At 40.5% G+C, this 19,386-nt stretch carries 21 protein-coding genes; 13 read left to right on the top strand and 8 right to left on the bottom strand.

Going from position 1 to position 19,386, the window contains the following annotated elements; genetic code table 11:
- Positions 1 to 150: 150 nt before the first annotated feature.
- Positions 151 to 1,410, bottom strand: a complete 1,260-nt coding sequence (locus PHY84_RS10675) for a 3-isopropylmalate dehydratase large subunit (protein ID WP_299859651.1) — start codon at positions 1,408 to 1,410, stop codon at positions 151 to 153.
- Positions 1,411 to 1,524: 114 nt separating this feature from the next.
- Between PHY84_RS10675 and PHY84_RS10670 the strand changes: the two genes are divergently transcribed.
- The gene (locus PHY84_RS10670; RefSeq protein ID WP_299859649.1) at positions 1,525 to 2,211 is read left to right on the top strand and encodes a pseudouridine synthase; all 687 of its coding nucleotides are present in this window, start codon (positions 1,525 to 1,527) and stop codon (positions 2,209 to 2,211) included.
- Here PHY84_RS10670 and PHY84_RS10665 read toward each other — a convergent pair.
- Positions 2,208 to 2,714: a hypothetical protein gene (locus PHY84_RS10665; protein WP_299859647.1), complete on the bottom strand. Its 507-nt coding sequence runs from the start codon at positions 2,712 to 2,714 to the stop codon at positions 2,208 to 2,210. The genes PHY84_RS10670 and PHY84_RS10665 overlap by 4 nt on opposite strands.
- A 163-nt stretch (positions 2,715 to 2,877) precedes the next feature.
- Between PHY84_RS10665 and PHY84_RS10660 the strand changes: the two genes are divergently transcribed.
- Both PHY84_RS10660 and PHY84_RS10655 read left to right on the top strand, forming a co-directional pair.
- Positions 2,878 to 4,089: a NifS family cysteine desulfurase gene (locus tag PHY84_RS10660; protein ID WP_299859645.1), complete on the top strand. Its 1,212-nt coding sequence runs from the start codon at positions 2,878 to 2,880 to the stop codon at positions 4,087 to 4,089.
- 145 nt (positions 4,090 to 4,234) lie between these two features.
- On the top strand, positions 4,235 to 5,209 hold the full coding sequence (locus tag PHY84_RS10655; RefSeq protein WP_299859644.1) for an iron-sulfur cluster assembly scaffold protein: 975 nt from the start codon (positions 4,235 to 4,237) through the stop codon (positions 5,207 to 5,209).
- 3 nt (positions 5,210 to 5,212) lie between these two features.
- Here the strand turns inward: PHY84_RS10655 and PHY84_RS10650 are convergent, their stop codons facing one another.
- From PHY84_RS10650 to PHY84_RS10640, 3 genes are read right to left on the bottom strand one after another with little or no spacing between them, the layout of a single operon-like run.
- Positions 5,213 to 6,040 carry a UDP-N-acetylmuramate dehydrogenase gene (locus PHY84_RS10650; RefSeq protein WP_299859642.1) on the bottom strand — a complete coding sequence of 276 codons (828 nt, stop codon included), beginning with the start codon at positions 6,038 to 6,040 and terminating at the stop codon, positions 5,213 to 5,215.
- The gene (gene fliQ, locus PHY84_RS10645; protein WP_299859640.1) at positions 6,040 to 6,306 is read right to left on the bottom strand and encodes a flagellar biosynthesis protein FliQ; all 267 of its coding nucleotides are present in this window, start codon (positions 6,304 to 6,306) and stop codon (positions 6,040 to 6,042) included. The genes PHY84_RS10650 and fliQ overlap by 1 nt, the downstream gene beginning before the upstream one ends.
- A complete protein-coding gene (locus PHY84_RS10640; protein ID WP_299859638.1) occupies positions 6,306 to 7,160 on the bottom strand; it encodes an MqnA/MqnD/SBP family protein in 855 nt (284 codons plus the stop codon). The genes fliQ and PHY84_RS10640 overlap by 1 nt, the downstream gene beginning before the upstream one ends.
- A gap of 434 nt (positions 7,161 to 7,594) precedes the next feature.
- On the opposite strand from PHY84_RS10640, the gene recA reads away from it, so the two are divergent.
- From recA to PHY84_RS10620, 4 genes are read left to right on the top strand one after another with little or no spacing between them, the layout of a single operon-like run.
- Positions 7,595 to 8,632 carry a recombinase RecA gene (recA, locus tag PHY84_RS10635; RefSeq protein ID WP_299859636.1) on the top strand — a complete coding sequence of 346 codons (1,038 nt, stop codon included), beginning with the start codon at positions 7,595 to 7,597 and terminating at the stop codon, positions 8,630 to 8,632.
- 20 nt (positions 8,633 to 8,652) lie between these two features.
- Positions 8,653 to 9,918: a phosphopyruvate hydratase gene (gene eno, locus PHY84_RS10630; protein WP_299859634.1), complete on the top strand. Its 1,266-nt coding sequence runs from the start codon at positions 8,653 to 8,655 to the stop codon at positions 9,916 to 9,918.
- 8 nt (positions 9,919 to 9,926) lie between these two features.
- Complete coding sequence (locus PHY84_RS10625; protein WP_299859632.1) at positions 9,927 to 10,205, top strand: bZIP transcription factor; 279 nt, start codon at positions 9,927 to 9,929, stop codon at positions 10,203 to 10,205.
- A gap of 43 nt (positions 10,206 to 10,248) precedes the next feature.
- Positions 10,249 to 10,932, top strand: coding sequence for an AMIN domain-containing protein (locus tag PHY84_RS10620; RefSeq protein WP_299859630.1), 684 nt, complete (start codon positions 10,249 to 10,251; stop codon positions 10,930 to 10,932).
- 4 nt (positions 10,933 to 10,936) lie between these two features.
- On the opposite strand, the gene PHY84_RS10615 is transcribed toward PHY84_RS10620, so the two are convergent.
- The 3 genes from PHY84_RS10615 to PHY84_RS10605 form a co-directional block, all read right to left on the bottom strand.
- On the bottom strand, positions 10,937 to 12,667 hold the full coding sequence (locus tag PHY84_RS10615; RefSeq protein ID WP_299859628.1) for a DUF4105 domain-containing protein: 1,731 nt from the start codon (positions 12,665 to 12,667) through the stop codon (positions 10,937 to 10,939).
- A gap of 151 nt (positions 12,668 to 12,818) precedes the next feature.
- A complete protein-coding gene (locus tag PHY84_RS10610) occupies positions 12,819 to 13,265 on the bottom strand; it encodes a DUF3015 family protein (RefSeq protein ID WP_299859626.1) in 447 nt (148 codons plus the stop codon).
- Positions 13,266 to 13,324: 59 nt separating this feature from the next.
- Positions 13,325 to 13,915: a hypothetical protein gene (locus PHY84_RS10605; protein ID WP_299859624.1), complete on the bottom strand. Its 591-nt coding sequence runs from the start codon at positions 13,913 to 13,915 to the stop codon at positions 13,325 to 13,327.
- 64 nt (positions 13,916 to 13,979) lie between these two features.
- Here PHY84_RS10605 and PHY84_RS10600 point away from each other — a divergent pair, with 64 nt between their 5' ends.
- The 6 genes from PHY84_RS10600 (at position 13,980) to PHY84_RS10575 (ending at position 19,380) form a co-directional block, all read left to right on the top strand.
- Positions 13,980 to 14,717, top strand: coding sequence for a metallophosphoesterase (locus PHY84_RS10600; RefSeq protein ID WP_299859620.1), 738 nt, complete (start codon positions 13,980 to 13,982; stop codon positions 14,715 to 14,717).
- Between the two features lie 69 nt (positions 14,718 to 14,786).
- Complete coding sequence (locus tag PHY84_RS10595; RefSeq protein ID WP_299859618.1) at positions 14,787 to 15,257, top strand: hypothetical protein; 471 nt, start codon at positions 14,787 to 14,789, stop codon at positions 15,255 to 15,257.
- Positions 15,254 to 16,327 carry an ABC transporter permease gene (locus tag PHY84_RS10590; RefSeq protein ID WP_299859616.1) on the top strand — a complete coding sequence of 358 codons (1,074 nt, stop codon included), beginning with the start codon at positions 15,254 to 15,256 and terminating at the stop codon, positions 16,325 to 16,327. Before PHY84_RS10595 ends, PHY84_RS10590 begins: the two co-directional genes overlap by 4 nt.
- Positions 16,324 to 16,947 (top strand): ABC transporter ATP-binding protein, encoded by a 624-nt coding sequence (locus PHY84_RS10585; protein ID WP_299859614.1) that lies wholly within the window; start codon positions 16,324 to 16,326, stop codon positions 16,945 to 16,947. Before PHY84_RS10590 ends, PHY84_RS10585 begins: the two co-directional genes overlap by 4 nt.
- Complete coding sequence (locus tag PHY84_RS10580) at positions 16,931 to 18,472, top strand: hypothetical protein (RefSeq protein ID WP_299859612.1); 1,542 nt, start codon at positions 16,931 to 16,933, stop codon at positions 18,470 to 18,472. Before PHY84_RS10585 ends, PHY84_RS10580 begins: the two co-directional genes overlap by 17 nt.
- Positions 18,469 to 19,380: a hypothetical protein gene (locus PHY84_RS10575; protein ID WP_299859610.1), complete on the top strand. Its 912-nt coding sequence runs from the start codon at positions 18,469 to 18,471 to the stop codon at positions 19,378 to 19,380. Before PHY84_RS10580 ends, PHY84_RS10575 begins: the two co-directional genes overlap by 4 nt.
- Positions 19,381 to 19,386 lie beyond the last annotated feature (6 nt).

Raw genomic sequence — 19,386 nt, 5'->3', positions numbered from 1 at the left:
CAAATCCTTACCAACATAGCCAATATCCATAAAAATCTCAAGACTTCAAAGGAATTACAACATCTTGTCGCTGTTATCGGTGCTTACACCAAAAAAGAGCTGGGTTTTATGTGCGAAAGTTGAGTTAAGAGATTAATTCATTATTTGTATTTATCTAGGGTCACAAATGTAACCATTGATAGCAGAGGCAGCTGCAACCGCCGAGTTTGCCAAGTAAACTTTAGAGCTTCTGCTTCCCATACGACCGACAAAGTTGCGGTTTGTAGTAGAGACTGCCACTTCGTTGTCTCCCAAAATCCCCATATATCCGCCAAGGCAAGCTCCGCACGTAGGGTTGCTCACAACGCCGCCCGCATCTACGATAATGTCAATATAGCCGAGCTTGCTTGCCTCTCTTAGTATCATCTGTGTTCCGGGAGTAACGATAAGACGAACATCAGGATGCACTTTTTTACCCTTTAGTATCTCCGCTGCAACCTGCAAGTCGCTTAGTCTGCCGTTTGTACAGCTTCCTATAAATGCCTGATCTATCTTAATCTTGTCATTTACCGCTTGTGTTATACTGTGCCCGTTTGAAGGCAGAAACGGATAAGCGATAACAGGCTCAAGATTTGCCACATCTATCTCTAAAATCTGCACATAAGAAGCGTCCGCGTCGGAGTGATGGATTTTTGGCGTACGGGCTAAGTTTTTATCTGCCAAAAACGCCTCTGTGATATGGTCATAAGCTACGATTCCGCTTTTTGCTCCAGCTTCGATAGCCATGTTGCACATAGAAAATCTATCATCCATAGTAAGATGTTCGATTGTGCTTCCCGTAAACTCTAAAGTTCTGTACAGTGCGCCGTCCACCCCAATCATGCGGATAATTTCAAGAATGATATCTTTGCCGGTCGTATATTTGCCGGGTTTGCCGCTAAGGACCACTTTTATAGACTCAGGAACTTTAAACCAGTTTCCGCCAGTCACCATTGCAAATGCCAGATCAGTCGAACCCATACCCGTAGAAAATGCCCCAAGTGCGCCGTGTGTACATGTATGGCTGTCTGCGCCGATGATAACATCTCCCGGAACTACAAGCCCTTTTTCAGGCAATAGCGCATGCTCAATTCCCATGTCTTTTTCATCAAAAAAGTTTTTTAGGTTGTGTTTTTTAGCAAAATCACGGCTGATACGTGCCTGATTTGCGCTTGCTATATCTTTTGCAGGGATAAAGTGGTCAAGAACTATGGAAAAACCGTCAGGATTTGCAAGTTTTGTCGCACCGCTGTCCTCAAAAGCTTTGATAGAGATAGGAGTAGTGATGTCGTTTCCTATAACCATATCGATGTTGCAGCGGATGATTTCACCTGCATAAACAGGTTTGCCGACATGTTCTGAAAATATTTTTTCTGTTATTGTTTGTCCCATGAGAATATAGTTCCTTGATTTTGGCTTCTTAATTTTTGCGGATTATAGCATTTTTGTGTTTTGTATAAAATTTAACTCAAAAGATGATAATATTTTTTCAAAAAAGATATTTAGATGCAAAATAGTTACAAAAGAGTTGATGCGCACCTCTCAAACCTCGGATACTGCACAAGAAGCGAAGTAAAGAAATTTTTGAGCAAAAATGTGGTCTCCATAAAAGACGTCAGGGTTTTTGATGTACGGGAAAAAGCACATCATATTGATATCACGGTTGATGGCGAGAAGCTTGATGATGAAACTCTTGTACTGCTTATGAACAAACCAAGCGGCGTTGTCTGTTCACACAGCGATGGCGGCGTGCTTGTCTATTCTCTTCTTCCGCAGCGTTGGCAGAGACGTAACCCAAAAATTGCAACTGTCGGCAGGCTTGATGCCGACACGACAGGAGCGATTTTGCTTACCGATAATGGGGTGCTAAATCACAAACTTACAAGCCCAAAAAGCGATATAGCCAAAGTGTATGAAGTGACACTTGCGCAGCCGCTTAAGGGTGACGAGGCAGAGATATTTGCAAACGGTACGCTGATGCTTCATGGAGAGAAAAAACCGCTTTTACCGGCAAAACTTGAAATTATTGATGAAAAAAAAGTTCGTTTGGAGATTTGTGAAGGACGCTACCATCAAGTCAAGCGGATGTTTGGCGCAGTCGGAAACAAAGTTGTCGCACTCCATCGAGTGCGTTTTGGAGAGTTTGGTGTGGAAGATTTAGAAGCAGGCGAGTATAAAATCCTCTCGCTTTAAGCTATTTCGTACTTAAGTGCTTTTTTTGTAAACTCAGGCGAACAGAAAAAGAGTGCGGCAAAGAGAGGGTTTATTGTTGCACTCTCCTCTTGAAGTGTTTCAAAAATCTTTAGCTCAAATCCATCCGCTTTTTGTCCATCTTTTGCCACTACCTTAAACTCTATTGGAGAGAGTGTTTTAAGCATATTGAGGATTTTTTTTCTCTTTTTTTCACTCTTTGCGTCAAGAATATTGCGTCCGATTCCATCAGAGACATCACGCAAACGCACAACTTCTTCTAAAACATCAAACTTATCTTTAAAGATGATTTTGTTCCACGATAGTCTAAGCCCTTTGGATTCCACTTTGCATGAACTGTCTATAAGTGCATTTGGCTTTTTCTCTCTTATGGCTTCAATGAGAGCTAAAAGAGAGTTAACGCTGCCGGCTTTTTGTGCACACTCTTGCATAAGTAAATGCAAACGCGCTTTTGTCTCTTCGTCTTGTCTGTTGAAATTGCACATGTGATATTCCTAAATTAATTTTTAACATCAACTATAATTATAGCTTAAATGAGTTTGAAGTATTATTTCATTTAAGCATATCGTAATAACAAACTTATTACTATACGAAACTAAAAAGAGACAAAATTACTCTTAATTAAAATGATTTTGGATAAGGCGAAGTATGAAAGTTTATTTAGACAACAACGCTACAACAATGGTTGACCCTTTAGTTGTAGAGGCAATGATGCCGTTTTTTAGCGAGATATACGGCAATCCAAGCTCACTGCACAAATTTGGCACTGCTTCACATCCTGCCCTGAGCAAAGCGATAGACCAGATGTATAAAGCACTAAATGCGAGCGATAATGATGATATTGTCTTTACATCATGTGCAACAGAGTCAAATAACTGGGTTTTAAAGTCAGTTTTCAACGACTACATAGTGAGCGGGGATAAAAATCACATCATTACAACAGAGGTTGAGCATCCATCCGTTCTTGCGGCATGTAAGGCACTTGAAAAAGAGGGTGCTAAAGTTACTTATCTGCCTGTAAACTCCGAAGGAGTTGTCGAGGCACACGTTGTACGAAGTTTTATCACGGACAAGACGGCTCTTGTCTCTGTTATGTGGGCATCCAATGAGACGGGAATGATAAATCCTATTAAAGAGATTGGTGCTATTTGTAAGGAAAAGGGCGTTCTTTTCCACTCAGACGGTGTGCAGGCAATCGGCAAAATCCCTGTTGATTTGCAAGATGTTCATGTTGACTTTGTCTCCATGTCGGCACATAAGTTTCATGGACCAAAAGGTATCGGCGCACTTTATATAAGAGATTCTCAGCCATTATCGCCTCTGCTTCATGGCGGTGAACAGATGGGCGGACGCCGCTCAGGAACGCTAAATGTTCCTTACATTGTAGGTATGGGCAAGGCAATAGAGCTTGCAACCACCAACATAGAAGAAAAGATTGCATCTATTAGAGCAAAAAGAGACAGGCTTGAAGATGAGCTTTTAGAGTTAAGCGATACATTTGTTGTGGGAAGCAGAGAAAACCGCACACCAAACACCATACTTATCTCCATCAGAGGTGTTGAGGGCGAAGGTATGCTTTGGGATTTGAACAACGGACAAATCGGAGCTTCAACAGGTTCGGCATGTGCGAGTGAAGATTTGCAGGCAAACACCGTTATGCTTGCTATCGGTGCCGATAGCGAACTAGCCCATACAGGGATTCGCCTAAGTCTTAGCCGCTTTACAACCGATAGCGAAATCGACTATGTTATCGCACATTTTAAAAAGGCGGTGGAACGCTTAAGAGCCATTTCAAGCTCATACGCAAAGGTGCAACCAACTCTGGGCGGTGAATCAAAAGCGTGTGAACTACACCATTAATTGCAAAGCAATTAATGGCACCTATTTTATATAGTCCGCAAAAGGAAGTAATTCCTTTTGCTTCGCTAGCCGCTGTGGCTACTAAAGCTGACTCCTTACGGAGTAGAAATTTTAAGTTATAAAATAATAAATTAAAGGAAAAAAGATGGCAAAGAACGATTTATTGGGTGCTTCTCTGTGGGATGCGTACTCAAACAAAGTAACAACTTTGATGAACAACCCAAATCATCAGGGCGAAATAACTCCGGAACAAGCGGAGAAAAATGGAAACAAACTTATCGTAGCAGATTTTGGTGCGGAGAGTTGCGGGGATGCAGTAAGACTTTACTGGGAAGTTGACCCAAAAACAGACATTATCGTAAACTCTAAATTTAAGAGTTTTGGATGTGGAACTGCGATAGCGAGTTCAGATATTATGACGGAGCTTTGTATCGGCAAAACAGTCAAAGAAGCAGTAAAAATAACCAATATTGATGTTGAATTTGCTCTTCGTGACCATCCGGATGTTCCGGCAGTTCCGCCTCAAAAGATGCACTGCTCCGTTATGGCGTATGATGTTATCAAAAAGGCGGCTTCACTCTATCTGGGCGTAGATGAGGGAAGCTTTGAAGAGGAGATTATCGTTTGTGAGTGTGCAAGAGTAAGCTTGAAAACACTTCAAGAGGTTATCAGACTTAACGACTTAACGACGATTGAACAAATAACAGACTACACAAAAGCAGGCGGTTTTTGTAAGAGCTGTATAAGACCGGGCGGACATGAAAAAAGGGAGTATTATCTGGTGGATATTTTAAGAGACACTCGCAAAGAGATGGATGAAGAGAAGATGAGAGCAGCGGCAGATGCAGGCTCAAAGGCAAGTTTTGAGGCGATGACTTTGGTTGGGCAGATAAAAGCTATCGATGCGGTTATTGATGAAAATGTACGCCAGTTTCTTATCATGGACGGCGGAAATATGGAAGTTATAGACGTTAAGCCATCTCCGGACTATATAGATGTCTATATACGCTATCTTGGCGCATGTAACGGCTGCGCAAGTTCTGCGACAGGAACACTCTATGCGATAGAGGCAACACTCAAAGAGAAACTCTCTAAAAAAATCAGAGTTTTACCTATATAATTCCTACTTTCTGTAGGGATTGTTAAGCGGCGATTTTTCGCCCATATATCTTACATCTAAAACCGCAATTTCACACTCAAGCCAAATCCCAAACGCATCATAAACTCTCTTTTGTGCCTCTTGTATAAGGTATATTGCCTCATCAAAAGTTCCGTTGAGCGTATTGACCAAAAAGTTTGCATGTTGTGAGCTAAACTCCATGCCCCCTACTCTGTGACCCTTTAGCCCTACTGCTTCTATAAGTCTTCCTGCATAATCGCCTACAGGATTTTTAAAACAACTTCCCGCACTTGGAGTTTTTGGCTGATTTTGGCGCATTTTTTTAAACATCTCCTGCTTCTCTTTGCTAAAACCGTAAGAGAGTTTAAAAGTTGCCTCTAAAATCGGGCTTTTTATATCTGTATATCTATACCCGTGGACTATCTCTTCTTTTAGAAAAGCTCCACCGCATGTGACAACAGAGACAAGGTTGTTAAAAATCTCATACTCTTTAAGCCCCGCATTCATAAAAACAAGTCCGCCAAGCGTTCCAGGAAGATGGGAGAGAAACTCAAAATCGGCGATATCGTTTTTTTTACAAAATGAGGCAATTTTTCCAAAAGGTGTTGCCGCGCCGATTTTAATGGTACCGTCTTCTATCTTGATATAGTCATACCTTTTTGAAATCTTAAGTAACGGAGGAGGCTCCAAGCCCATTAGAATATTATTGCATGAACCGATAATATAGTGGTTTTGGTATGCTTGTGTGCAATCTTCCAAGATTGCTACTTCTGCAATATTGCCTATTTTGATGGAAGAGTATTTTGAAAAATCAATAGCTGTTTTTTGCATCACTCAACAAAACTTGGCATCATATTGAAAATTTCAGTTGAAAAATCTATCATTGTATTTAACATCCATGGCATCGTTAAGATGATGACAATCGCAACGCCGACTATTTTAGGGATAAAACTAAGCGTCATTTCGTTGATTTGTGTAGTTGCTTGAAAGATACTCACCGCCAAACCTATAAGCATACCGACAAGCAATCCGGGAAGTGCGAGAAGAAGAGCTATCTTGAAGGTCTCAATCCCTAAAGAGATAAGTTTTGCTTCCATTAGGAGTTTCTCAGCTCTTTATACTCTGTCGGTATCATAAAATCTTGCGCATGCACAAGAGCATCATAAAATCCATGTTTATACCCGATTTCAAAAAGTTTGTTTATCGCCCTGTACTGTAGCTCGTTTAAAGAGACCGAATCATCGTTTGCGTAAAGTTCAAGATATTTGTCAAGTGTTGGGGCATCAATGCGTACAAGGTTTCTCTCCAAGAGCATCTCTGAGAGTTTTGCTTTATGCTCCCTTGCAACTCTTACTGCTTTTGTTAGTGTTGCTTCATACTCTATAGCCTTATTGAGCGGAATTGAGCGCATAATCGCCATACCGCCAAGAGGCAGAGGAAGCCCCCCGCCTGAGAGTTCCTGCCAGATGTCCCACATCTCTCTCTCAACTTCAAGTTCACTGTCATAAGTCAAAATACTCTCATGGATAAGCACCCCCGCATCGACTTTGCCGCTTAAAACAGCCTCTTCTATCTCCAAAAAGTTCATATAAGTTATGCGTGCATCAGGGTAGGCTATACGAAAGAGCATCGCATTTGTCGTATGTTCGCCGCTAAGTGCGACTTTAAAGTTGCGCTTGAGCTTCGCATCCTTTTTTTTGATGATTTTAGGTCCATACCCGTCACCAAAACTCACAGCGGTACGCAACAGGGCATATTCATCTCTTATATGAGGATACAGAGCAAAACTTATAGCCACAATCTCATAAACACCCGCAAGTGCTTTCTCGTTGAGTGTCTGGATATCTTCGGCGACATTTTCAAACTTAACGCCGTCCATCCCCACCCAGCCAAATTTGATGGCATAGTACATAAAGATATCGTCAGCATCAGGAGAGTGGGCGATTAGCATTTTGATTACCTCTTTGGAATAATTATACCAAATCCGACTAACTATCGCTACTTAAAACGATTTTATAGTATGTTAGTGTGAGGCGAAACGACGCAGGAACTACTAGTAGTTTCAAGGAGTTTCAACGAAGCAATAACATACTATAAAATCGCCCTGTGGGTAAAAGAGAAGCTATCATCTACTTCGTTGCATCTTTTTGACTTAGCCCAGCTAGGTCTGCAAAGATACGCCTCATAGCTAATAGCTTCTCTTTTATTTTAAGTAGCGATAGTTAGCCGGATTTGGTATTAGCTAAATTTTAACCAATTAAGGATAAAATCTCACTTTTAAAAAAGTGAACTGGTGCAAAAAAATATGACAATTTGCCATATTTTTTTGCTTGCAATGAAAATTGCACTACAATGAGTCTAAAATTTACTATAAAGTGAGCCACAATGGACGCAAATAAACAAAAATCATTAGACTTGGCGATAAAACAGATAGATAAGGCATTTGGCAAAGGTGCACTTATGAGGCTCGGCGACAGAGAGATAGCTCCTATTGAAGCCATTAGTACCGGTTCTCTTGGGCTTGACCTTGCACTTGGTATCGGCGGGGTTCCGCAGGGCAGAGTAATTGAGATTTATGGACCGGAAAGTTCAGGAAAAACAACGCTTGCGCTTCAGATAACGGCGGAGTGCCAAAAAGCAGGCGGCGTTTGCGCATTTATAGATGCAGAGCATGCGCTTGATGTCGCCTATGCGAAAAATCTTGGAGTAGATGTTGAAAATCTTCTCGTTTCACAGCCAGATTATGGTGAACAAGCGCTTGATATCGTCGAGACTATTGCAAGAAGCGGCGCAGTTGATTTGATAGTTATCGACTCGGTTGCGGCACTTACTCCAAAGTCCGAAATCGAAGGTGAAATGTCCGACCAAAATGTCGGTGTTCAGGCGCGCTTGATGTCAAAGGCACTTAGAAAACTCACAGGCGTTTTGCATAAAATGAACTGTACGGTTATCTTTATCAACCAAATCCGTATGAAAATCGGTATGATGGGCTATGGCTCTCCTGAGACAACAACAGGCGGTAATGCACTCAAATTTTACGCTTCGGTCCGCATAGATGTCAGGCGTGTTGCATCGTTAAAACAGGGCGAGAGCCAAATAGGCAACCGTGTCAAAGCAAAAGTTATAAAAAATAAAGTTGCACCGCCGTTTCGTCAAGCTGAATTTGATATAATGTTTGGTGAAGGAATCTCTAAAGAGGGTGAACTTGTCGATTATGGTGTCAAGCTGGATATCATAGATAAAAGCGGTGCATGGTTCTCTTATGGTGAGACAAAGCTTGGTCAGGGGCGTGAAAATGCCAAGGCAAAGTTTGCTGAGGATAAAGCTCTTGCAGCGGAAGTAGAAGAGAAAATAAGAGCGGCAATGGGAATGGGTGACCTGATGACCATGGATAGCTCCGACATGGATGATGTCGATTTATAAAATTTAAAAAAGAGGTAAAGATGTTTATTGATAATGTAAGTGCAATTGAGATAATGGATTCTCGCGGCAACCCAACAGTTAAAGCAACGGTAATGCTAAGTGACGGAACGAAAGAGAGCGCAATTGTGCCCTCAGGTGCAAGCACAGGAAAGCGTGAGGCACTAGAACTTCGTGACGGCGGCAGCAGATATATGGGTAAAGGTGTCTTAAAGGCAGTTGAAAATGTCAACGGACCTATAGCTGATGCGCTTATCGGACTCTCTCCGTACAATCAGGCAATGATTGATGCTATTATGAAAGAGCTTGACGGAACTGACAACTACTCCAATTTAGGAGCAAATGCGGTTCTTGGTGTCTCAATGGCAATTGCCCGTGCTGCTGCAACAAGTCTTAAAGTTCCTCTTTATCGCTACTTAGGCGGCGCAAACGCTATGGTTATGCCTACGCCTATGCTTAACATCATCAATGGCGGTTCACACGCCGACAACTCTGTTGATTTTCAAGAATATATGATTATGCCTATAGGCTTTGATGACTTTGCAACCGCACTTCAAGCAAGCGCAGAGGTATATCATAACTTAAAAGCTATACTAAAAGCTAAAAAACACAACACTGCTCTTGGAGATGAGGGCGGATTTGCTCCGGATCTAAGCTCAAACGAAGAACCTATACAAGTTATAATGGAAGCAATCGCAAAAGCAGGTTACAAAGCAGGAGAGCAAATGGCAATAGCACTTGATGTTGCTGCAAGCGAGCTTGTTGTTGATGGCGGTTATAGACTTGATAGCGAAAATAGAACCGTAACATCTGCAGAGTTGGTTGACTACTATGTTGATTTGTGCTCCAAATATCCTATCGTCTCTATAGAAGATGGATTAAGCGAAGATGACTGGGATGGATGGAAGCTTTTGACTGAGAAGCTGGGAGACAAAGTTCAGCTTGTAGGAGATGATTTGTTTGTAACTAACGCGAATATACTCAATGAAGGTATTCAAAAAGGCATCGCAAATGCTATTTTGATTAAGCCAAACCAAATAGGTTCGGTAAGCGAAACAATGCTTACTGTACGTCTTGCACAAAGAAACGGTTACAAGTGTGTTATGAGCCACCGTTCAGGTGAGAGCGAAGATGCTTTCATAGCAGATTTTGCAGTGGCACTTAACTGTGGCGAGATTAAAACAGGCTCAACGGCGCGTGGCGAGAGAACAGCGAAATACAACCGTCTTTTAGAGATAGAAAATGAAGTAATGTATGGTGAGTATCTGGGTTCAAAACTTTTTAACTAAGAAGACTTATGAGCAAAGAGGAGCTTTTTAGCGGCATCAATGATACTCAGAGCTTTACGCAAAAGTATCTCGGCTTCTCTTTTGCGAAGTTCTTTATTCTTCTTTTTGCAGTTATCGGGTTTGGTATTTATATAGGACTTCTTTTGTACGGTGATAACTCTTTGCAGGTATATATGGGTCTTGTGGAGTATGAAAACCATCTGCAAACAGAGATAGAAAGGCTAAAAAATGAAAATGCAGAACTGCAAAGAGAGTATTTTGAACTAAAAGAGATTTCTGCAAAATAGTAGTATAATACCTGCAAAAAGAGGGAGAGGGGCAGTTGGTTTGATGAAAGTTTTATCGCTTTTTGCACTGTTGATTTTAACCCTTTATGCTCGTGAAAATCCTTTTTTCCCTCCTGAGGGAGAAAAAGACATCTTTATAACTTCCAATAAAGATAGCTCAAAAGCTCCGCTAAAGCAAGCGGCAATCACTCTTCCATCCCAAGCGAGAGTTCTGCAAAAAGTAACGGTAGAACTAAAAAACCTTGATGGCTCTGTGGAAACAAAAAGCATTGAGATGGACAACTCCATTGACTGGCACCTCCCTATTTTCATATCACAAGGCTACAGAGAAACTACGGTACCCGTTTCTAAAGAAAAAGAGCCACCCAAAGCCGCGACAACAGCTCCTGCACCGATAAAGAAAAGTGATGCACAAAATAGCGTGGAGTCTAAATCTATTACCTCTCTCTCTTTTGTAAAGTTTTCTGCTGCAGGAAAAAGTTTAAAGCTGACAGCAAAAAATGAAGCAATAAGAAATTTTTTAATTGCAAACCCTCATAGAATAGTTGTAGATTTTAAAAGCGATACGGAAGTTTCAAATTTTGTAAAAGAAGATTTTGATAAAGTTTTTCAAAAAATAAGAATAGGCAGCCATGAAGGTTATTATAGAATAGTTGTCGAACTTGACGGATTTTATAAGTATGAATTCAAAAAAGTTGCCGATGGATATCTAATTGAGTTAAAATAAATTTTTAAAAATAGATACTTAGGTTGGTTTTTAAGCTTCTCTCTTGTTTTTCAACTATTTTTTCATCTCTCTCTTTATAGTCATATTCAAGTCTAAATTGCATATTTTGCGAAATTCTAAAACCTTGTGAAAATTCAAAAATATTTTGTATTTTGCCCGTGTCATAAAATCTTCTTGTCAGCTCTATTTTTGTGTTAGTTGCACCCCATTTATCAAGTACAAATCCTAGTGAGCCGCCGATGGCTGATTTGGGTTTGCTTCCTGCATAGAAGAGCGGGTCAATCATAATATAAGTGTAGCCAAATTCATTTCCCCAGCTAAATCCCGCACCGACAGTACCTATAAAATGAGCGGAGTTGTCAAGTGAATTTCTATCCCATCCAAATTTTGTTCTCCAAGACAAATTATCAAAAAAATCGCTTCTTTGGGCGATGGAGACAATGGAGAGGATGGTGGCATCTTCCACAGAGAGTTTATGATTATCGCTTGAGAGTTCAAGGTTTAGAAACTCTATCTGCGTGCCTCGTAAAAAGCCTTGACCGCTATCCTCAAGACTGTGGTATGCAGGTCTAAGTCCCAAAAATCCCAAAGACTTTCCTTCTCTGACTCCGGCACCAAAGGAAGCTCTGATGGCTTGATGACCCCCAATAGGGTTTGGCGGTGTTTTTATAACTATCTTTTCTCCCATTCCGAGGGCAGCTCTTGCTTTTGAGAGGTTGTGAAAACGTTTAAGATAAATCTCTTTTTCTATTTTATTTTTGCTGTAGTTATACTCCAAAAGTTCAATAGAAGCTTCCAAGATAAAGCGTTTTTGTGAAAGCTCTATCTTTGAACTCTCAAGAAAAGCAACATCTATATCGGAAGCGGCAAGTTTTAACGGTAGTTCTCTGTACTCTTTATTGATTAGTTTTTCATATTGTAATAGGGTTGTTCGCTTGGATGGTCTGTAAAAATTCTCCTTGATAATCCCCTCTGCTTTTGCGGCATGCACTGTCTCAAGAGGGATGACTTGAAAAGAAAAATAGCTTCTAAGATTAAGGTTCTCTCTTGCAGCTTCTAAAAACCAAAGCATGTTGTAGGAGCAGTTTTGTGTGAAAAAGTAGTAGTAAGAGTGTGTTTCATTGATTTCCCAGATATGACGCACCATCTTTAAAACCTCATCTTCGCTTAGGTTTAAGTCATACTCCCAGATATCTCTTTGCTCGGTGTCTCTATACTCTTTGAGCTTATCATAGTATGGAAGAAGAGAGTATTTGCCAAAGTAACCTCCAAAAAGTCCTTTGATGGCAAATAGTGGTCCGTTTTCTTTGGCGGGATCGGCATCGGCTGCATAGTTTACGGCGTAAGAGAGAAGTTTGGAATTGTATGCTGAGTTGATACGTAAAAATGTATGTCCAAACATGGAAGCAGGAGAGTTGATGTGTGCCGATGGAAAAACAAGCGTTGCAGATTTTGGGTTTAATCTTTTGAGTATTTTGTCATATTCGCCACAGTGAACTTCTGGAAACTCAATATCGCCAAGCTTCTCTTTTAGCCATGCTCTTCTTGCAGGAAAGCGGCATGCCGTGGAGTTGTCGTCAAAAGTTAACTCATTTAAAAGTGCTTCAATTGTGGCATGAAGTTCGCTTTGTGCATCTGTTTTGCCATCCGGTGCGAGAAAAAATCTTGTATCGTCTATCTCACTTACCCCATTTTCCATGTGAAGAAGAATATGCCAGTATCTTGAGTCTGCCAAGTGAAGGGTATCGGCTCTGTTTTTATAAAAGTCTGAAGATGCATCTAAAAAAAGAGCGAAAAAGAGAATGGATAAAAAAAATCTGATTAAAATGAAAAGTTCCTAGGAGATAAAATCAAACAGACGGGAAAACCCACCTGTTTTTGTTTGCTCAAAGTGTAGTAGCAGAGATATTGTCCAACACGTCCGCCATTTTTGCATTTTGGCTTGTGTAGATGCTGTTGTAGTTTGCCTGAAGTGCAGTTGCAAAAGCCACCTTATCGGATACTTCTAAAAGCTCCGCCAAAGTATCAACGCTCTCGCCACGCCCTTGTGCTATCTCTTTTGCAAGCTGATCCATGTTAGAAGCGACAAACTCCTCGGCTCTCTCGTTCATAACAAATTTGGCTTTCTTGCAACCTAAAGTTCCTGATGTGATACCAAATGTCTGATTTGCGAATATTCCGTTTGTTGTTGCTTGAAGCGCCAGTACAACAGCAGTTGAATCGTCTTTTATAATCATTGCACCAAGACCGCAACCCGTTTGGTTATTTACATCTGCCATCGCTGATGAACCAAGCGCTACCAATGCAACAATACTCACTAAAATCTTTTTCATAGAAAATCCTTTACTTTTTAAGATACGAAGATTGTAAGATGAATTGGCTTAAGTTAAAATTAGCGTTTATTTAACTCTTCATCTTTCCAGTATTTTGTTCCCTGAATCGTCGCTTGAAGTGCTAAACCGTTTTGTGTAAGTTTGTAGAGCCTGATTCCCGGTGCAACGGTCTCAGCCGCATTGATAGCACCCCCGCTCTGTTCATATTTTGCGGCGGCATCTGCCTGTGCATTTGCTTCCCACCCTGCATTTACAAAAGTGTCATACGCTTTTTTGTTTTCAAAGAGAAAAACTGCTCTAAAATCTTTGACACCAAGCCCAAATCCAACGCCGCCAGACGCCATGTTCATATAGGTGTTAACTCCCGTCCTGTTGTTGTGTGCCATCCCTTTTCCGCCCTCAGCAGAGAAAAGAACAAGATTTACCCCTATGTTACTAAAAGTTGCATATCCGTAGGAACGAAGAATCATCTCCCTTGCCTCTGGCGCATACTTGTAGAGAAGCTGGAGTGTTTCATTGCTTGTTTTGATGCGTTCAACTCTCTCTTGACGACTCTCTTCTTTCACTTCTCTAGGGCTTTTTCCGGACCAAAAACCGCTAAAAACCAGACTAAAAAGAACTAAACCAACAATCAACTTGAAATATTGCATCACAGACACCTTTTTTGTTTGTTAAAATAATAATACCATACATTTTTGAAATAAGGATGTTAAGATGTCGCTAGAAAAAGGGTGGAACAACCTCCCGTTTAAAAATATTACGCTTACATTAGATGATTTTCCATCCTCTCTTAAAATAGTGCAGCTCTCCGATTTGCATATTACGCCAAAAGTAAATCTGCATCATCTTGAAGAGATGGTAGAGCAAATCAACCAAATAAACCCCGACCTTGTTCTCTTTAGCGGAGATATTTTACAAAGTGCAGCGCATAAAGTGCAAAAGCAGCTGGAGAGTTTTAGGAGTTTAAGAGCAAAATCCTACTATGTAACGGGTAATCATGACATAGTTTACGGTGCAAAAAACCTCCAAATAATCATGCAAGAGAGCGGTGTGGAGCTTCTGGATAACACAATAGTGCATCTTGATATACAAGGAGTAAAACTTCAGCTGGCAGGACTTGGCGATAGATACAGTTTTATGCGCGGAATTAACAGAGATACAAAGAAGCTCTTTGCATCATTGCATCCTGAGTTGCCGACTATCCTTCTTGCACATCAGCCAAAAGATGTGAGTCTTATTGGAGAGAGCCGTGTAGATTTGCAGTTGAGCGGACATACGCACGGTGGACAGATTTACCCGTTTTCACTGCTTGTCAAGTTGGCACAGCCCTACTTTAGCGGAGTATATAAACACAACAAAACAACGCTTTATGTCAATAACGGCATAGGGTACTGGGGAGTACAAATCAGATATAAAGCACCCAGAGAAATAGCAGTGTTAACGATTAATTAGTAAAGAGAGCGCATAATAAATTTTTATTTTAACCCTGATTTTGTCAAAATCTGGGCACAGGGATTTGTTATGTGTAGATTGTTTTTATTTTTCTCGCTCTGTTTTTCGGCTTTAAATGCCGATTTTTTACATGTTGATTCTCCGAGTGCGAGGCTTAGTGATTTTGTATATAAAACCCCAAATGATGGGGTGGTTAAAATCCCAAAAGATGTCAAGATTGTCATCGCCTCTTTTGAAAAAGAGACGGGTGCGCTTGTTAACTCGTACCTTCAAAGCCAAGATACAGCATACCTTAGTGAGCATCAAGCGGTTTTTATCGCAGATATCAGCAAAATGCCATCTGTTATCACCACTATGTTTGCCATCCCAAAACTCAAAAAATATAAACATCCCATCCACATAAACTACAGCGAAGGGTTTGATACGGTCGTTCCCGCCAAAGAAGATATGGTTACACTCCTTTTTGTAGAAAATGCAAAAATCAAAGAGATTCGCTACGCTGCTACAAAAGATGAACTCAAAGCGGCGATTGAAAAATGATAGCATTTAAAGCCATTTGCAAAAATCCATTTAAAAGTCTGTTGATATTTTCATCTATTACAATTGCGGTCATGGCGATTTTTCTCATCAGCTCCGTTTCACAGGGCGTTATAGGGATGTACTCAAAGATGATTAAAACGGACGGAGATATCATCATCACACAAAAAGGGATTTCGGATACTTTTTTTTCAAATGTAGATATTTCTTTGATGGATAAAATAGATAAACTCGAACATGTAAGTTCAAGTTATGCCATGATAGTCGGTGCTTCTCCCATCGGACATATCCCGATTGCGGGCATTTACGGAACGACTGCTAACCATTTTTCGCACTACAAACTCTCAAGCGGGGATTACCCTAAAGAGGGTGAAGTGATTTTAGGTGAAAATCTCTCAAAGCAGTTTAAGACAAAAAGTATAAATATCGCAAACAAAAATTTTGAAATTTCAGGTGTTTACCGCAGTGAAATAGGTTTTGAAGAAGGCGGTGTCGTTATGAACATAACAGATGCTGGCAGGCTTTTTAACCGCTCTGCTTCTTTCATTTTGGTTTCGTCAAGCTCGCCAAACGAAATAGACGGGATTGTTCAAAAGATTTCTAACTTAGAGAGCGAAATAGAGGTAAAAACAACACAGAATTTCATCAAAGAGTACAACCAGTTTAAAATCATCGAAAACTCCTCTTTTGTTATCTCTTTTTTGGCTTTTGCAATGGGGTTGATGGGGATTGCTTCTGTTATGAGCATGATAGTAAACTCCCGCAAAGAGGAGTTTGGCATTATGCGTGCGCTTGGAAAGAGCCGATTTTTTATCATAAAAAATCTCTTTTTTGAAACGCTTGCCATGAGCCTTTCGGCATATCTTTTTGCGCTTATCCTTAGTCTTGGGATTTTGGCGCTTTTACCTCATATAGAGATGCTTCAAGGGTATGTAAACGGTACGCTATCACTCGCAACTGCCCTTTATGTTTTGGTTTCAACACTATTTATGGCACTCTTAGGCTCACTCTTTCCGGCTTGGATAGCTTCCAAAACAGACCCGATACTTCTTATAAATCAAGGATGCGCATGATACAAGCATCAAATATTTCACATTTTTACGGCAGTGAACAAGTGTTATTTAATCTCTCGTTTGAAGTTAAAAGCGGTGAGTTTCTCTTTTTAAGCGGAGAGAGCGGAAGCGGAAAATCAACACTTCTCTCTATACTCTCAACGCTCTTAAAACCATCAAGCGGAGAACTTTTGCTTGATGGAAAAGCTGTGGAGAGCATGAAAGATATGGACTATTTTCGCCAAAGCAAAATAGGCTTTGTTTTTCAGTTTCACTATCTCATAAACTATCTTAGCGTATATGAAAATATCGCGCTCGCTGCAATGGATGATAAAAAACAAAATATAAACAAGATACTTGATGAACTTGGCATTTTGGAACTCTCCTCTCGCTACCCAAATGAGATTTCTGGTGGGCAAAGACAGAGGGTTGCAGTTGCCCGCGCACTTGTAAATGAACCCAAAATCATCTTTGCGGATGAGCCTACTGGCAGTTTGGACTCAAAAAACTCTACAATCGTTTACGAACTTCTTCAAGATGCGCAAAAAAAAGGAACTACGGTGGTTGTAGCTTCCCATGATATGCAGATACAAAATTATGCAACTAAAATTATTAGGTTAAAAGATGGACAAATTTTATAGATTGATAGAACGGATTGTGCCTATATGGGCTTTTATATTTTTAGGTTCTCTCTTGGTGGGCGTTATTTTTGCAGCGCAACTTTTGGGAGTGGAGTTTTTAAACGAAACTTTGCTAAATCCATCAACAACCCGTTCGCTTCATATAACTTTGATGCTTTACGGTCCCATCATGCTCGCTCTCTCGCTGCTTCCGTTTGCACTTTTTGCAAAAGAAGGGTTGGATTTGGGTGATGCTGTAGAGCCGCTTAAAAACTATTTTTTGCTATGGCATCTCTTTTTATTTATGGCAACCGTCTCAATATTTTTAGGCGCTCAAAGAGGATTGCCGTTTTATGATTTTGCGTACGAGTTAAATTTTGTACTTGCTGCTTCTGGCATTTTTTATATAGTTGCTATTTTTAAAACTATAAAACAATATAAGGCTACACCGCTTTGGGTAAAGGTCTCCAAAACACTCCTTTTTATCGCACCTTTGGCACTTTTGGTTTTGATGAACCCAACTTATGGGCAGGTTGAAAAAACTCTTATCGGTCCTCACGGAGACAACACTTTGGGGATGAGTTTTACTCTTATTCCTCTTTTTTACCTTATGATAAAACTCCATGCAAAAGAGAGTTTTACTCCCAAATGGCATCTTTTTTGGGTTATTCCGCTTGTCGGATATGCGCTCTCCGTTGCAACCAGAATATTTAGAGGCGAACTCTCATACGCTGAGGAGTGGGTGTATCAATGGCTTACTTTTGCTTATGCGCCGCTGCTTATAAAGTGGTGCAGGGATGCAAATATAACTTTAAAATCTACACCTTATCTAGTCGTATCTATCTGGGCATTTTTATTTGTAATGATTCAAGGGAACATACTCTTTATCCCTGAAATCCGCTGGCCTTTTCATAGAAACGATTTGATAGTCGCTCATGCACATGTGGCTATCGGGCTTGGTATATTCTTTATGTCCTTAAGCGTTTTGAAGTATTTTTATAAACTGCCGCAAAGTTTTATGCGCTTTTGGCTCTATGTCATAGCGATTATCTTTGTTTCGCTCTCGCTTGCAGGCTTTAGTGAGGCGGGATTTGCAAATATTGATGTCATTTCCATGTGGTGGATTCGCCTTCTTGGCGGGATTGTCGCAGTCATAGGTTTGGTTTATTATGCAGCACTAAAGATGGACAAAACAAAATTGTCTCTTTTGCAGCTATACCATCTGAGCGGATTTGCATCAGATGGTTTAGGAGCGTTCATACTCTTTTTATCTGCTCCATTGCTATTTGAGTTTTTAGGGTTTGAATTTACTCCGTACTACTATCTTGTCTTTGGTTTTATGGGTTTTGTCGGTATCTTGCATCTTGTCGGAGTAACCAAAGAGCCGCACTTTTTGGCTTATATGACATCTTTGGCTCGTCTGATTACGGGAACGATTTTTTTATCTCTCTTTTATTTGGGGACGATAGACGCTCTTGGTCTGCTTGTAGGGTTTTATGATATCTTGTATGCCCTGCTGTATCTTATGTTTAGAAGCCGCCTATGATAATACACTCTTTTGCCCTCTCGCTTCTGCTTGGATTTGAGTTAAGTTACTATCTCCTGATTGTTCAAACAGGTATTGCTGCACACTATAACTCTGATTTGATAACACTTTTTCCGATGTTTATAGGCGGTGTTGCCGGAACTATTTTAGGCGGTGTTGCTTGGGGTAGTATCCAAAATCCCATTCACAAAATACTTATCGCGCTCTCTTTACAACTTGGACTCTCTTTTTTATATCCAAACTACACTTTTTTTACTCTCATGCTTTTGGGGCTGGCGGTGGGTGTTATGGCTCCGCTTGGCATCTACCTTTTTAAAGCAAAACAGCAAAAAGAGCTGCTCTTTGCGCTTGCTATAGCTTACAGTGTGGGAACATTTCTCTTTACGTCTGATGTGCACAATAGAATAGCAATAGCCGCATCTCTTAGTGCTGTCGCTCTTGTTAGTGCTTTTGTACTTAGAGGCTATAAAGTTGCACTGGACGCAAAAGAGCACTCATACCCGTTCGCCGCCTATCTTCCTTTGATGCTCTGGATATTTTTGGACTCAAATCTTTTTGAAACGCTCTCTAGGCATGAAAATATAAATATATGGTCAAACTGCACTTTTACCATTATTGCGTTTCATCTCTTGGGGTTGGTTGCGGCATACGTTATCAAAGCTTCAAAGCTTAAAAAACATCTCTTTATTGCGCTTCTGTTTTTTGGAAGTTACACACTTTCCTATCTTGAGGCTAGTTTTATGCTCTCTATGCTCTATCCTTTTACTATCTCGTACTATAATGTGGTCGTGTTCACGGTACTTAGCAAAGAGCAAAATATAGCTAAGCTATCGTTTATGATGGTGTTTGTCGGTTGGATTGCTTCTGGTGCCGGACTTATGCTGGCACTCTCAAAATTACTACATTAAAGGAAA

It is taken from the genome of Sulfurimonas sp. (genome assembly GCF_028694605.1).
Lineage (GTDB): Bacteria > Campylobacterota > Campylobacteria > Campylobacterales > Sulfurimonadaceae > Sulfurimonas.
Note: the sequence above shows the minus strand (reverse complement) of the source record. Positions and strands in the feature narration are given on the sequence as shown.

Coding starts and splice junctions, on each gene's coding strand:
- PHY84_RS10675 (WP_299859651.1), bottom strand. CDS start 1,410: ATGGGACAAACAATAACAGAAAAAATATTTTCAGAACATGTCGGCAAA.
- PHY84_RS10670 (WP_299859649.1), top strand. CDS start 1,525: ATGCAAAATAGTTACAAAAGAGTTGATGCGCACCTCTCAAACCTCGGA.
- PHY84_RS10665 (WP_299859647.1), bottom strand. CDS start 2,714: ATGTGCAATTTCAACAGACAAGACGAAGAGACAAAAGCGCGTTTGCAT.
- PHY84_RS10660 (WP_299859645.1), top strand. CDS start 2,878: ATGAAAGTTTATTTAGACAACAACGCTACAACAATGGTTGACCCTTTA.
- PHY84_RS10655 (WP_299859644.1), top strand. CDS start 4,235: ATGGCAAAGAACGATTTATTGGGTGCTTCTCTGTGGGATGCGTACTCA.
- PHY84_RS10650 (WP_299859642.1), bottom strand. CDS start 6,040: ATGCAAAAAACAGCTATTGATTTTTCAAAATACTCTTCCATCAAAATA.
- fliQ (WP_299859640.1), bottom strand. CDS start 6,306: ATGGAAGCAAAACTTATCTCTTTAGGGATTGAGACCTTCAAGATAGCT.
- PHY84_RS10640 (WP_299859638.1), bottom strand. CDS start 7,160: ATGCTAATCGCCCACTCTCCTGATGCTGACGATATCTTTATGTACTAT.
- recA (WP_299859636.1), top strand. CDS start 7,595: ATGGACGCAAATAAACAAAAATCATTAGACTTGGCGATAAAACAGATA.
- eno (WP_299859634.1), top strand. CDS start 8,653: ATGTTTATTGATAATGTAAGTGCAATTGAGATAATGGATTCTCGCGGC.
- PHY84_RS10625 (WP_299859632.1), top strand. CDS start 9,927: ATGAGCAAAGAGGAGCTTTTTAGCGGCATCAATGATACTCAGAGCTTT.
- PHY84_RS10620 (WP_299859630.1), top strand. CDS start 10,249: ATGAAAGTTTTATCGCTTTTTGCACTGTTGATTTTAACCCTTTATGCT.
- PHY84_RS10610 (WP_299859626.1), bottom strand. CDS start 13,265: ATGAAAAAGATTTTAGTGAGTATTGTTGCATTGGTAGCGCTTGGTTCA.
- PHY84_RS10605 (WP_299859624.1), bottom strand. CDS start 13,915: ATGCAATATTTCAAGTTGATTGTTGGTTTAGTTCTTTTTAGTCTGGTT.
- PHY84_RS10600 (WP_299859620.1), top strand. CDS start 13,980: ATGTCGCTAGAAAAAGGGTGGAACAACCTCCCGTTTAAAAATATTACG.
- PHY84_RS10595 (WP_299859618.1), top strand. CDS start 14,787: ATGTGTAGATTGTTTTTATTTTTCTCGCTCTGTTTTTCGGCTTTAAAT.
- PHY84_RS10590 (WP_299859616.1), top strand. CDS start 15,254: ATGATAGCATTTAAAGCCATTTGCAAAAATCCATTTAAAAGTCTGTTG.
- PHY84_RS10585 (WP_299859614.1), top strand. CDS start 16,324: ATGATACAAGCATCAAATATTTCACATTTTTACGGCAGTGAACAAGTG.
- PHY84_RS10580 (WP_299859612.1), top strand. CDS start 16,931: ATGGACAAATTTTATAGATTGATAGAACGGATTGTGCCTATATGGGCT.
- PHY84_RS10575 (WP_299859610.1), top strand. CDS start 18,469: ATGATAATACACTCTTTTGCCCTCTCGCTTCTGCTTGGATTTGAGTTA.